Here is a 13182-nt window from a genome sequence, read left to right as displayed (position 1 = left end):
TGGTGTCAGAGCGCGGCCCGGCGCCGGAGGACGGCTCGCAGGTCGGCCTCGAAGGCGGTGTAGCGGGCGCGCAGCGCGGCACCCGGCCAGTCGTCGGGCAGCAGGTCGGCGGGGAGGAGGGGGTCGGCGAGCAGGTGGCGCAGGGCCGCCGCCGCGACGGTGAAGCGTCGGGCCGGGTCGTCGGCCTCCTCGGCGGCGTCGGCCGCCGCCACCAGGGCACGGGCACGTTCCGCCCAGCCGTCCAGGTCCCACAGGGCGGCGGCCAGCGCCGCCGGGTCGCCCTCGGGCGCGCCGGTGAACAGGGTGCACTGTTCGGTGACGACGGCCGGGCGGTCGCGGACCAGGTTGGCCGGGCGCAGCCAGGTCCCCTCGCGCAGCTCGGCCAGGCGCAGGACGGCCATGGCCCGACGCAGGGCGCCCCGGTCGGCGGCGGCACGGCGTTCGGCGGTGACGACGGCGACCTCCCACTCGCCCCGCCAGTCGCGGGTGCGGGGCGCGCGGCTGTCGTCCTGGCGGGCCTGGCGGGCGAGCAGGCGTTCGGTGAGGGCGTAGGAGCCGTCGGCGCGCTGGGCGAGGTCACCGGCCGCGACCATCCGCGACAGCGCCACCCGCACCGTGCCCTCCGCGATCCCGAACAGTTCCCCCACCCTCACCAGGGCCCTGGCGGGCAGGGCGGGCGGATGGTGGCCGAGGAGGGTGCTCAGGACGATCGACCGGGCCGTCAGGGGCCGAAGGAGGGGCGAGTCGCCGCCGTCCGGGGTGCCCCGGACGGCGGCGCCGTGGGTGCCGTGGGTGCCGTTCATGGGCGGGTCATTCTAGGCACCGTCCGACGAACGACCACCGGTCGGCGACGCGCCGAGGCCGAGGTCACGACGGGCACGCCGGGACAGGACGCTCCTCACCTCGTCCGCACGGACAGTCGGGACCGGTGTCGGTCAGCCGGTGCCGGGGGCCGGCCAGAGGCCGACGATGGCGTCGGTGAGGCGGTCGGCGAGATCGTTCCGGGTGAACCGCCGAGGCCATTACAACCTTCCGTCACGCGTTCCGAATCTGTAATGTCGAGGTGCGGGCACCGCCGCCCCACCGCCTTCTGCCTCCGGAGGTAGCCGTGAGCGCCACCCACGAAGTGACCAACCAGCCCCCTCCCCTGACGCCCTTCACCGCCGCCGACGATCCCGCCGTCGTCGAGGCGCTGCGCCGCCACGGCGCGGAGTGGGGCGAGGCCGAGGTGCGGGAGCTGGGCGCGCTGGCCGGCTCCCCCGAGGTCGAGGACTGGGCCCGGATGGCCGAGGAGACCCCGCCGAGGCTGCGCACCCACGACCGCTGGGGCCGGCGCGTGGACGAGGTGGAGTTCCACCCCGCCTGGCACCGCCTGATGGCGACCGCCGTGGAACACGGCCTACACGCCGCTCCCTGGGCCGACTCCCGCCCCGGCGCCCACCTGGTGCGCGCCGCCAAGTTCTACCTGTGGTCCCAGGCCGAGGCCGGGCACGGCTGCCCGATCTCGATGACCTACGCCGCCGTCCCCGCGCTGCGCGCCCAGCCGGAGCTGGCCGCCGTCCACGAGCCGCTGCTGACCGCCCGTGCCTACGACTTCGGACTACGGCCCCCGCGCGAGAAGTCCGGGCTGATCGCCGGCATGTCGATGACGGAGAAGCAGGGCGGCTCGGACGTGCGGACCAACACCACCCGTGCGGTTCCGGTGGGCGACGGCAGCCACCGGCTCACCGGCCACAAGTGGTTCACCTCCGCGCCGATGAGCGACGTCTTCCTGGTGCTGGCGCGGACCGAGGAGGGGCCGTCCTGCTTCCTGCTGCCGCGCGTGCTGCCCGACGGCACCCGCAACGCCATGCACCTCCAGCGCCTCAAGGACAAGTTGGGCAACCGTTCCAACGCCTCCGCCGAGGTGGAGTACGACGGGGCCGTGGCCTGGCCGGTCGGGGAGCTCGGGCGTGGGGTGCGCACCATCGTGGAGATGGTCAACACGACCCGGCTGGACTGCGTCCTGGGCACCGCGGCCGGCATGCGCGCCGGGCTGCGGCAGGCCCTGCACCACGCCACCCACCGGCGGGCCTTCGGCGCCGCGCTGGTCGACCAGCCGCTGATGCGTACGGTCCTGGCCGACCTGGCGATCGAGTCGGAGGCCGCCACCGTCCTCGGACTGCGGCTGGCGGCGGCCGTGGACGCCGCGCACGCGGGCGACGAGCGGGAGGCGGCCTTCCGTCGGCTGGCGCCGGCGGTGGCCAAGTACTGGGTGTGCAAGCGTGGCAGCGCCCACGCGGCCGAGGCGCTGGAGTGCCTGGGTGGCAACGGCTACGTCGAGGAGTCGGGCATGCCGCGCCTGTACCGCGAGGCGCCGCTGCTGTCCGTCTGGGAGGGCTCGGGCAACGTCGTGGCCCTCGACGTGCTGCGCGCCCTGGCCAAGGAGCCCGCCTCGCTGGACGCCGTCCTGGCCGAGGTGGACGCCGCCGCCGGCGCCGACGCCCGGCTGGACGCGGCGGTCGCGCGCGTGCGGGCCATGCTGCCGGAGCTGAAGGACCCGGTGGGCGCCCAGCTCCAGGCCCGGCTGCTGGCCGAGCGACTGGCGCTGGTCCTCCAGGGCAGCCTGCTGGTGCGCCACGGTCACCCGGCCGTCGCCGACGCGTTCTGCGCCTCCCGGCTGGGCGGCGCGTGGGGCCACGCCTTCGGCACGCTCCCGGCCGGCGCGGACCTCGCGGCGATCCTGGAACGCGCCCGCCCGGAGGGCGACGCTTTCGGCGCCTCCGGGGCCGCGACACGGTGAGTGACGCGCCGCGGCCCCTCGACCGCCCGGAGCCGCCGGGGCCGGCGTGAGCCCGCGGTCCGTCCCCGCGGCCGCCGGGAGCCGTTCCGTCAGCAGGCGCGGCGCCAGGCGTCCAGGGCGAGCCTCTTGCGGATCGAGCTGAGGCCCAGCTTCCGCGCGGTGCCGCAGAACTCCCCGGTGGGCAGGGCGTACTCGGCGTGGAAGACGGCCTTGCCGCGCTCGACGAACGGGGCGAGCCTCGCGCACTCGCCGAACTCGGCGCACTCCTCGTTGACCGCGAAGTCGAAGTCGTCCACCAGTTCCGGGATCTGGTCGAGGTCGTTCTTCAACCCGACCGACATTCCCCGCTCGTGGGCGAGGTCGGCGACCATGCGGTTGAACGCCATCTGGTCGGCGGCGGTGAGGGGGAAGCCGGTGTCGTTGCGGTAACCGTCGAGGAGGTCGGGCTCGACGGCGTCGAAGCCCTTCTCCGCGCACATGTCCATCCGGGCGGCCAGGATCGGGCGCAACGCGTCCAGCCGGCGGACGTCCACCCAGCGCTCGCCCGGCCAGCCGTTGCTCCGGCCCAGGACGGCGGGCGGGTAGGCGTCGCGGTCGGGCCGGAAGTCCTCCCAGGCACCGGCGTTGAGGTAGCAGATCACCTTCCGGCCCCGGGCGTGCAGCTCGGCGACCGTTCCGGCACCGTTCTCGAAGCCGTCGATGTCGAAGACCTCCGCGTCCACCTCCGGGTCGACGGGGCCCTGGAGCTGCCACTGCCAGGTGGTGCCGGGCTCCGGCCGCCACCGGGCGTCCCCGCCCCGGCGGTCGGGCCCCTCCGGCCCGCTCCCGCCCGCGAGGCAGGCCGTCACCAGCAGCGGCAGAACGAGGAGGGCACGGAGGGCGCGGGACGGGCGGGACGGGCGGACGGCGCGGGACGGGCGGCGGGTCACGGGGCGATCCTCCCGCAGCCGGGCGCGGGCAGGGGGACGGACCGCCAGGGGTTGGCGCCCTCCCCCGGCACCGCGCAGTGCACCGCCGCGCCCCGCTCGTGCGCGGTGCGGGCCGCTTCGGCGCCCATCCCTCCGGGGACGGCGTACACCAGATGGCAGAAGCGGTGCGGCGGGTGCTCCCGGACCCACGCGGGCACGGTGATGCCCCGGTAGTCCTCCCAGCGCCCCTCGAAGGTGACCAGGACGTCGGCCGCCGCCGCGTACCCGGGAGCGGGGTGGGTGCCCGGGTTGAGGACGGCGGTGGACGCGCCCAGCAGCCGGGCTCCCCGCACGAGGCGGCGGTAGTGGGACAGGGAGTCCGCCCCGGGGGCGGCGCGGTCCAGGAAGACGCCGCCGACGCCGTACCAACGGCGGTGGCGGCGGACGTCCCGGAGCACGGCACGCGCGGGACGCGCGCCGTAGGCGGTGTCCACGTACCCCAGCAGCGGCACCCCGGCGCGCCCCAGTCGGGCGGCGGCCGAGGCGAGGGCGGGGTCGGGGTACGGTCCGGGCCCGTCGGCGGAGTTGACGACCACCCCGTACAGTCCGCCCGGTTCCCGGGCGAGCACCTCCCAGGGCTCGGGGTCCACGGACGGGTGGACGTACAGCGGTACGAGCAGGTGCCCCCGCTGCCGCGACGCGCTCACCTCGGTGTCTCCTCCTCCTCGGCCCCCGGTCCGGTCTCCGCCGCCTTCCACAGATCGGCGAGGGACTCCCCCAGGGTGTGGTGGGGCCGCCAGTCCAGGGCCTCGCCCGCGGCGGTGATGTCGGCCTGCTGCCAGGCCACGGCGGCCGAGCGGGCCGGGCCCGCTCCCCGCTCCTCGATCCGGCCGCCGAAGCCGGCGGCCCGGGCCAGCCCCTCGGCGACGTCCCGCACCGGGCGGGCGTGTCCCCGGGCGATGTTGAGGACCTTCGGCAGCCGCCGCGGGGCGAGGGCGGCGGCGGCCGCGGCACGGGCCACGTCGCGGGCGTCGACGAAGTCGCGGTGCGCGGACAGGTCGCCGACGCGCACCACCCCGTCGGGCAGTGCCCGGCGCAGCTCGGCGGCGAACCGGCCGGGCAGCGAGGTGGGCGGGGCGCCGGGGCCGACGGGGTTGAACACCCGCAGGACGACGGCGTTCAGGCCGGAGTCGGTGACGGCCAGGGTCCCGGCCAGCTTGGCGGCTCCGTACAGGCCGACCGGGCGGGTGGGGTGGTCCTCGGCCACGGGGTGGCCGGGCTCGCCCGGCCCGTACTCGGCCGCCGAGCCCAGGTGGACCAGTCGGACGTCGGGGACGGCCTCGCGCAGGGCCGCGCAGAGGACGGCCGGGCCGCGGGCGTTCACCTCGGTCTGCCGCAGGGCGTCGCCGCCGACCGCGCCCGCGCAGTTGACGACGGCGTCGGGGCTCAGCTCCCACAGGAGCGTGGCCAGTTCGGACGGGTCGACGGTGGCGAGGTCCACGGCCGGATCGGGCTCCTCGGCGGCGGGCGGAGCGGCGGACGGTCCGGGCGTGGGGCGGGGGCGGGACCTGTCCCCCCGCCCCGCGCGGAGCACCCACACGCCCGGCAGGGCGCGCAGGTGCTCCACGATGTGCCCGCCCAGATAGCCGGTGGCTCCCAGGACGAGTACGCGCATGGCGTGCGGTCACGCTCCCTTGATCAGTTGGCCGCGGCGGGCGGTGAACTCGGCGTTGGCCCGGTCGTAGTCGTCGGGCCGCCCGATGTCGAGCCAGTACCCGTCGAACTCGTAGGCGTGCGGCGGCGTCTCGGCCGCCAGCAGGTCGAGCACCACCTCGTCGAAGCCCAGCGGCAGTCCGGGGGTGTAGCGGGCGAGGGTGGCGCGCGAGACGCCGTAGACGCCCATGGAGACGCGGTAGTCCATGCTGGGCTTCTCGGCGAAGCCGGTGACCCGCCCGGACTCGGTGTCGAGCACACCGAAGTCGATGTCCACGGTGCGGGCGTGGGTGGCGATGGTCAGGGGCGCTCCGGTCTCGCGGTGGGCGCGCAGCACGTCGCCGAAGTCGAGGTCGGTGAGGATGTCGCCGTTCATCGCCAGGAAGTGCTCCGGAAGCCGGTCGAGCATCGTCAGCAGCGGCCCCATGGTGCCCAGCGGGCTCTCCTCGGTGGCGTAGTCGACGCGCAGGCCCCACTGGGTGCCGTCGCCGACGTAGGCGCGGATGATGTGGCCCAGGTGGCCGATGGCCAGGGTGCAGCTGGTGAACCCGGCGCCGGCGAGCTGCCGCATCACGATCTCCAGGATCGCGTGCCGGTCGCCGATGGGCACCAGGGGCTTGGGCAGGGCGGTGGTGTAGGGGCGGAGCCGGACTCCCTTGCCTCCGGCCATGATGACTGCGTGCATCGGTGCTGTCCTCTCCACGGGGGTGGGTGACGGTCGCGGGACGGCGCGCGGACGCGCGGCGGGTGGAACGGTTCGCGTCGTCCGGACGGTCCGGGTGGGCGGGCCGGTCGGCCGCCGGTCAGACGCCGGTCGGCCGCCGGTCAGACGTTGTAGAGGTCCGTCTTGTAGCGGGCCAGGTTGGCCGGGTCGCGGAAGAACGCCACGGTGTGGGCCAGGCCCTCCGCCAGGTCGTGGCGCGGAGCCCAGCCGGTGGCGGCGCGCAGCCGGGAGGCGTCGCAGACCAGGCGCATCACCTCGGAGTCGGCGGGGCGTACGCGCTCGGTGTCCTGGAGGACCTCCACGTCGGTCTCCATGACCTTGCCGATGAGGGCGGCCAGGTCCCCGACGGAGATCTCGCCGCCCGTCCCGGCGTTGAAGGTGCGTCCGACGACGGCCTCGGCGGGCGCGGTGCCGACGGCGAGGAAGGCGGCGACGGTGTCCTCGACGTAGGTGAAGTCGCGGGTGGGGCGCAGGTCGCCGAGGGTGATGGTGCGGCGGCCGGCGGCGATCTGGCCGATCACGGTGGGGATGACGGCGCGCATGGACTGGCGCGGCCCGTAGGTGTTGAACGGCCGCAGGGTGACCACGGGGGTGCCGAAGGCGGCGTGGTAGCTGTCGGCGAGCCGGTCGCCGCCGGCCTTGGAGGCGGCGTACGGGGACTGGGTGTTGATGGGGTGGTCCTCGGTGATGGGCACCGTCCGGGCGGTGCCGTAGGTCTCGCTGGTGGAGGTGTGCACCAGGCGCGGGACGTCCAGGTGCCGTACGGCCTCCAGCACGTTGAGGGTGCCGGTGACGTTGGTCTCCACGTAGCTGTGCGGGGCGCGGTAGGAGTAGGGGATCGCGATGAGCGCGGCCAGGTGGTAGACGGTCTCGGTGCCCTTGACCAGTCCGTTGACCGAGCCGGGGTCGCGGACGTCGCCGAGGACGATCTCGGTGGCGTCCAGCACCTCCTTCGGCAGGGTCTCCAGCCAGCCGAAGGAGGAGAAGGAGTTGTACTGCACCATCGCGCGCACCCGGTGGCCGGCGGCGACGAGCGCCTCGACCAGGTGCGAGCCGATGAACCCCTCGGCGCCGGTGACGGCGACCGTCGTCCCGGCCGACGTTCGCGACGTCGACGGTTCCGGTGCTGCTGCGGTCATGGGCGTGACTCCGTTTCCGCCGGCTGTGGCGCCGGCTGGTGGTCGGTCCTGTTCGCTGTGGTGCCGTTGTCGTTGCGGTCCGCCCGGCGGTCGGCCGTCGCCGTGCCGGTGGGGTGCCGGTGGGGTACCGACGGGGTTCCGATGGGGCGGGTCAGCGGTGGGAGGTGATCCGGCCGAGTCGTGCGGTGGCGGCGGCGACCAGGACGGCGGCCGCCGCACCGCAGACGACGAGGTGGATGCCGGCCGGTCCGCCCGGCCCGGGCAGGTGCCACGCGATCGCGGCGGTGTCGGCCGCGGCGGCGACCAGGACCACCGCGGCGGGGAGCCGTGCGGCGCCGAACGCCTGGAGCAGCAGGCCCGTCCACAGCACCGCGCCCAGGGCGAGGACCGCGGGCAGTCGGACCCGGTCGGGCGGCGGGCCGTCGCTCCACAGCATGTCGGCGCTCAGGACGAGGACGGTCAGAGCCGCGAGGTACCCGGCCAGACACACCCCCAGGGCCCGCCCGGCCCGCCACGGCAGCCCCGTGACGGTGGTGCCGGCCGTCAGCGCGGCCAGCGCCAGGGAGCGGCAGCGGTACAGCGACCACTCGGCCGCGCCCATGCTGAGGGTGAGGGCGACGACCACGGACCCGGCCATCGCCGCGCCCGCGCCGTGCCACAGCACGTCCCCCAGGGCGGCCAGGGTCGTGAGCACGCCGCAGCCCAGGCCGAACAGCCCGTACGGCAGGGACGCCCGCCGCGCGGGCCCCGCCCCACGGGGGTCCCCCCTCGCCCCCGCCTCCCCGACGGCCCGGACGGTCTCCCGTGCCGCGATCACCGACACCCCGCAGACGGTGAGGACCAGGACGGCGGTGCGGGCCGCCGCGTCCGCTCCGGCGCCGGCCCCGATGGCGGAACCGGCGGCTGAGCCGGGCAGCAGCAGCGCCGCGCCCACCGTCGACGGCAGCAGGGCGAGCAACAGCAGCCGTTCGCGTCCCAGTACCAGCAGGGCGGTGGCCCCGACCAGGTACACCGCCTGTCCGACGGCGAAGGCGAGCGCCGCGCCGGGTGCGGGCGCCCCGGGCAGCGCGGCCTCCGCCGCCGGCGCCACCACCGGCGCCACCGCCGCGCCCAGCGGAGCGCCCGTCCGCAGCACGCGTCCGGCCGCCGCGCGTCCGCCCGTCGCCGACGCGGCGTACGCGCGGTGCGCCAGACCTTGGTTCCACGCCCAGGCGGCGAGCGCGGAGGCGACCAGCGCTCCCGTGCCGGAGGGCAGACCGAGTGGGCCGGGAGCCCCGGTGAGGAAGGGCGCGCCCAGCGCGTAGCCGAGTCCGGGGAGGGTGAACACCAGCCCGCGCAGCAGCGCGTTGACCGGATCGGCCCGCCAGGGGTCGGGGGTGGGCGGGGGCTCGGGGTGGGCGCGCGGCACCCTGGCGAAGAGTTCGGCGGCGACCTCGAAGGTGTCCCGCCGTCCGTAGCGGCGCTCGATCTGCTCGTTCGTCAGTCCCTGGGCCTCCAGGTGGGCGGCGATCTCGTCGGGGTGGACGGCCGCCGCGCACACCTCCGCCGTCTCGCGCGCCAGTTCGTCCAGCGGGTCGACGGACCGGCTCGGCCGCCGCCGCGGCCGGGGCGTCGCCCGCCCGCCCTCCGGCCGGGGGGCGCCGGGAACGAGCCTGAGCGTGCCGCTCATCCGGCACCTCCCGCGGCCCGGGCCAGAACGAGGGGGTGGGTCCGCTCCGCCCGGTCGGGCCGTCCCCCGGCTCCGGTCCGCCCGGCGGCGAGTTCGTGGTATATGTCGCGGAAGGCCCCGATGGTCTGTCGGAGCGTGAACTGTTCGATCACCCGTAGTCGGGCGCCCTCCCCCATCCGGGCTCGCGTCCCCGCGTCGCCCAGGAGCCGCAGCGCCGCCCGTGCCATGGCCTCCGGGTCGCGGGGCGGCACCACGAGCCCGCACTCCCCCACCGCCTCGCGCACACCGCCCACGTCCGTGGAGACGGTGGCGCGTCCACAGGACATGGCCTCGATCAGGGTGAAGGGGAAGCCCTCGCTGACGCTGGAGAGCATCACCACGTTCCCGGCGGCGTAGGCGTCCCGGATGTCCTCCACGCGTCCCTCGAAGGCGACGCCGTCGCCGACGCCCAGTTCGGCGGCGAGTTCCGCCACCTCCGCGCGGTAGCCCTCCGCGCCGCGCGGAGTGCCTCCGAAGATCCGCAGCCGGGCCTCGGGCACCTCCTTCCGCACCAGCGCGAAGGCGCGGACGAGGGTCGCCAGGTCCTTGATCGGGTCGATGCGTCCGGCCCAACTGAGCGTCGGCGTCTCCGGTTCGGGCCCGGCGGGCGGGAACGCGGCGGGGTCGACGCCGTTGTAGACGGTGCGTATTCGCTCGGGCGGGGCGCCGCCGTGCTCCTCCCAGCGGCGGTTGTAGCGGTTGCCGGGAGTGACCAGCGCGGCGCACCGGTAGCCCTCCCGCGCCAACAGCCGGAAGAAGCCCAGCATCAGCGCCTTGACCGGCCACCGGTGGGGGTCGGCCCGGCTGCCCAAGTAGCGCTCGCGCAGGTAGACGCCGTGCTCGGTGAGCAGGAACGGGACGCCGTGGCGGCGGTGGGCGACCAGCGCCGGCAAGGTGGCCAGTCCTCCGCTGACCGCGTGGGTGACCCCGTCGACGACCGGTGGCGCGGCCAGCGGACGCAGGGCGTGTTCCAGCAGGTCGATGGCGGTCAGCGCGTCGTGGAGGGTGGGCCGGGCGGCGGCGGTGGGCAGGGCGGGTCGGTTCCACAGGTGGACGAGGGCGCGGACGGCGCCCTCGGTGCGCAGGGCCGGCGAGAGCTCGCCCCGGTCCGCGTGGTCGGCCAGGTCGTGGAGGCCGGCGGTGAAGAGGTGCTCCTGCCCCGGGTCGAGGAGGGCGGTCAGGAACCCCTCCAGACGGGTGAGGAAGCGGCGCAGGGTCCGGCCGCGCGGGGCCCTCCCGGACGGTGGCGGACCCCACATGGGCACGGTGTGGACGGCGCGCACGTGGGCGGGGACCTCCCAGACGGGAGCCTCTCGTCCGGTCGCGGTGACGGCGACGACGCGGAAGTCCACGTCGGGCATGCCGCGCACCATCTGGTCGCACCAGACGCTGACGCCGCCGTGGCCGTGGGGGTAGGTCCCCTCGGTGAGCAGGGTCACCGAGGGCGTGCCGGGGCTCGGTTCGGCCGACGGTCCGTACATGGCGGTTCGCTGTCTCCTGGGTACGGGAGCGGGTACGACCGGCGGATGGTCCGGTCGGTTCCGTTCTGTTCGGTCGTTTCCCGTCGGTCCCTGCCGGGCCCCGACACGGGTCAGCCGCCGGTGCGGACGGTGGTGTCCCCCGGGCCGTACGGCACCGGTTCGAGGACGCCCACGGGTGTGCGCGGTTTCCCGTCCGGGGTGGTGAACCGCTCGGCCTCCGCCGTGAGCCGGCCGCACAGCTCCTCCAGGAGGTCCAGGAGGTCCACGAGCTCCGGGAAGCGCGGGAGTTCGGGAAGGCACCGGTCCACGGGCCCCTCCGGCCCCTCCGGCTCCTTTGGCCCCTCGGGGTTCGGGGGAGGCGTGGGGGCGCCGCCCAGGTCGAAGGTCACCCGCTGTTCACCGGCGTCGGCGTCGACCCAGCCGGTGCGCAGGCCCGCGTACGCCTCGCCGACGCTCCGTCCGGTTCCGTCGACCCGCCGGGTGGTGCCCTCGGGCACGGTGACGGGAACGTCCACCCCGGCGGGCGCGACGACGGTCACGGTGTCGCCGGTGCGGTGGGCGGTGACGTTCCCGCCGTCCAGGGCCCCGCGCCAGGCCGTGCGCCGTGCCATCTCCTCGCCGATGTCCCTCATCGGCAGGTTGACCAGCGGGGCGTTGTCGGCGAACAGATCGTCGTAGTCGTCCAGGATCCGGTTCAGCGCCGGGTAGGCGATGCGGTCCTCGGCCAGGTTGGACTGGTGGACGAAGTGCGGGCGCGGATCGTTGGACAGCACGTGGCGGAGGGCGATTCGGGCCTCCAGCGGCACGATGTGGGACTCGTAGCCGGCCGGGACGTCCAGCGGGGCGTCCAGGCAGGTGGTGTTGGGGGCGGTCTCGCAGATCCCGCTGCCGCCGTCGGAGGCGCGGGTGTAGATCCAGTTGTACTCGTCGACCTGCTCGACGGTCCGGCCGGCGTTGTAGAAGATGTTCATCGGGTGGCGCGGCACGGTGAGGGCCGGTCCGACGGCGCGCTGGCGGCTCTCCCGGGAGGAGTCCGAGGCCAGCCAGGCGACCCCGTTGTCGGCGAGCGCGGGCGCGAGGTCGGGGTTGTCGACGGGCTGTTGCGGCAGGGTGACCAGGCCGGAGTGCTCGCCGGTGACCAGTTCGGAGGGGTCGACCTCCAGGTGGTGGGCGGTGGCCCAGACGAGGTTGTCCTCGATCTGCGCGGCGATGAACTCCCGGCTCGTCCAGACGGTGTTCCCGTCCTCGTCGGTCGCGCACCGCCACGGCACCACGGTCGTGTCCTGGACGCACCCCAGGAAGGGGTGGTCGTAGGTGTGGTTGATCCAGCGGTGGTCGTCCCGGTCGGCCAGGAGCCGGTCGGCGAGCGGATCGGCGCCGCCGTTCTCGGCCCGGTGGGCCACGCTGCCGCCGCCGTTGAAGGCCAGGTCCAGGGTGAGGCCGCGGTCGGCGGACCACCGGGCGGCGTACTCGGCGTCCGCGGCGGTCATCCGGATCGGGTCGCTCTCCACGCCCTCGCCGGCCTCGCCGCAGTCGACGTCGCCGGGGGTGCAGTTCAGTTCGGTGTTCCAGCGGTCGTCGGCGGCGAGGACGTCGTCGACGTGGACGGCGAAGTGGTTGCGGTCCACGCCCAGGTGGACGCCCCCGGTCAGCCAGGCCACGATGCCCCGGGCCAGCAGCCGGTACTGCGTCTGGTACCGGTTGTAGGCGAACGTGACGACCAGTTCGCTGCGACCGTCGTGGACGTACTCGCCGACCAGTGAGCCCTTCGCCTCGGTGCCCGGGACGGTCATCTCGACGTACGGGGTGAACACGGCGCCCTCGGGCGGGTCGGCGAGGGGGACGGCCAGGTAGCCGTAGCTCTCGTCGATCCGCGGGTCGTTGTCCTCGAAGGGCACCCCGCCTTCCAGGTAGCCGAACGGTCCGGCCTTCCCGGCGGCGGTGACCCGGGCGGTCCTGCCGTCCAGGGGGCCCGCGTAGCCCGGGTCCCGGGCCCAGTTCAGACCGACGGCGGGGTTGGCGTAGGTGTAGGCGTCGACCTGCCGGACGCCGAACTCCCGCTCGTACGCGGCGAGCGCGGCCGTCTCCGGCGAGTCGGCGCCGAACGGGTTCTCGCCCGGCAGCACCACGCCCTGGTACCTGGCGCGCGGACGGCCGTCCACGGTGTCGCCGAGGAAGTCCGCGTCCACGGTGGGGCGTCCGGCGTCGGTCAGGTCGACCGTGGTGTACGGGGTACCGGCGTCGTCGAGCGCGGAGCCGATGGCGTCGACGGCGGGCCCGCCGTCGTCGACGACCAGGACGCGCAGGTCGACGCGTGGTGCGGGCGGTTCCTCGGCGCCGGCCTGGGCGACCGGCACGAGGACCGCCGTCAGGGCCGCGGCCAGGCCGGCCGCGGCGGTGCGGATCACATGCCTCATCGGTTGGTGACTCCCCCCGGACGGTACGCGCGAGCGCACGGTGCCGTCCCATGCCCGGAAGCCGCGGACGCCGTCGCCGGTCCGTCGCGCGGACTTCGTCTCCCCTTGCGGTGGTGTCGCGGTACCCGGGGCTCCCCTCCCCGGAGGTGTACGGCGGCACCGTGGGCGGCCGGCTCGGACCCCGTCGCGTCAACCGCTCCGGGCCTGCCGGCTCCCGAGTTCATGGTGCGCCATTCGGGGCTCTCGCGAACGTCCTCCCGCCAAGACGTCGACGCCTGTTCGCCTTTGCGTGACCGGAATCAACCGGAGC

General features: G+C 75.5%; 10 protein-coding genes. 1 reads left to right on the top strand and 9 read right to left on the bottom strand.

Annotated elements, in window-relative coordinates:
• Nucleotides 1-5: 5 nt before the first annotated feature.
• Nucleotides 6-803: a PaaX family transcriptional regulator C-terminal domain-containing protein gene (locus F0L17_RS21810; protein ID WP_155072384.1), complete on the bottom strand. Its 798-nt coding sequence runs from the start codon at nucleotides 801-803 to the stop codon at nucleotides 6-8.
• Between the two features lie 305 nt (nucleotides 804-1108).
• Here F0L17_RS21810 and F0L17_RS21805 point away from each other — a divergent pair, with 305 nt between their 5' ends.
• Nucleotides 1109-2782, top strand: coding sequence for an acyl-CoA dehydrogenase family protein (locus tag F0L17_RS21805; protein ID WP_162466541.1), 1674 nt, complete (start codon nucleotides 1109-1111; stop codon nucleotides 2780-2782).
• Between the two features lie 89 nt (nucleotides 2783-2871).
• On the opposite strand, the gene F0L17_RS21800 is transcribed toward F0L17_RS21805, so the two are convergent.
• The 8 genes from F0L17_RS21800 to F0L17_RS21765 form a co-directional block, all read right to left on the bottom strand.
• Nucleotides 2872-3711 (bottom strand): endo alpha-1,4 polygalactosaminidase, encoded by an 840-nt coding sequence (locus tag F0L17_RS21800; protein WP_162466540.1) that lies wholly within the window; start codon nucleotides 3709-3711, stop codon nucleotides 2872-2874.
• The gene (locus F0L17_RS21795; protein ID WP_162466539.1) at nucleotides 3708-4397 is read right to left on the bottom strand and encodes a spherulation-specific family 4 protein; all 690 of its coding nucleotides are present in this window, start codon (nucleotides 4395-4397) and stop codon (nucleotides 3708-3710) included. Before F0L17_RS21795 ends, F0L17_RS21800 begins: the two co-directional genes overlap by 4 nt.
• Nucleotides 4394-5365: an NAD-dependent epimerase/dehydratase family protein gene (locus tag F0L17_RS21790; RefSeq protein WP_155072383.1), complete on the bottom strand. Its 972-nt coding sequence runs from the start codon at nucleotides 5363-5365 to the stop codon at nucleotides 4394-4396. Before F0L17_RS21790 ends, F0L17_RS21795 begins: the two co-directional genes overlap by 4 nt.
• Before the next feature lie 9 nt (nucleotides 5366-5374).
• Nucleotides 5375-6088, bottom strand: a complete 714-nt coding sequence (locus F0L17_RS21785; protein WP_155072382.1) for a nucleotidyltransferase family protein — start codon at nucleotides 6086-6088, stop codon at nucleotides 5375-5377.
• Nucleotides 6089-6228: 140 nt separating this feature from the next.
• A complete protein-coding gene (locus F0L17_RS21780) occupies nucleotides 6229-7266 on the bottom strand; it encodes a GDP-mannose 4,6-dehydratase (protein WP_155072381.1) in 1038 nt (345 codons plus the stop codon).
• Between the two features lie 151 nt (nucleotides 7267-7417).
• Nucleotides 7418-8935 carry a hypothetical protein gene (locus F0L17_RS21775; RefSeq protein WP_155072380.1) on the bottom strand — a complete coding sequence of 506 codons (1518 nt, stop codon included), beginning with the start codon at nucleotides 8933-8935 and terminating at the stop codon, nucleotides 7418-7420.
• Nucleotides 8932-10455, bottom strand: a complete 1524-nt coding sequence (pelF, locus tag F0L17_RS21770) for a GT4 family glycosyltransferase PelF (protein ID WP_155072379.1) — start codon at nucleotides 10453-10455, stop codon at nucleotides 8932-8934. Before pelF ends, F0L17_RS21775 begins: the two co-directional genes overlap by 4 nt.
• A 110-nt stretch (nucleotides 10456-10565) precedes the next feature.
• Nucleotides 10566-12872, bottom strand: a complete 2307-nt coding sequence (locus F0L17_RS21765; protein WP_155072378.1) for a hypothetical protein — start codon at nucleotides 12870-12872, stop codon at nucleotides 10566-10568.
• Nucleotides 12873-13182 lie beyond the last annotated feature (310 nt).

The sequence above is a fragment of the Streptomyces taklimakanensis genome, assembly GCF_009709575.1.
GTDB lineage: Bacteria > Actinomycetota > Actinomycetes > Streptomycetales > Streptomycetaceae > Streptomyces > Streptomyces taklimakanensis.
The sequence above is the reverse complement of the archived record's forward strand: the minus strand, read 5'-3'. Positions and strand labels throughout refer to the sequence as shown.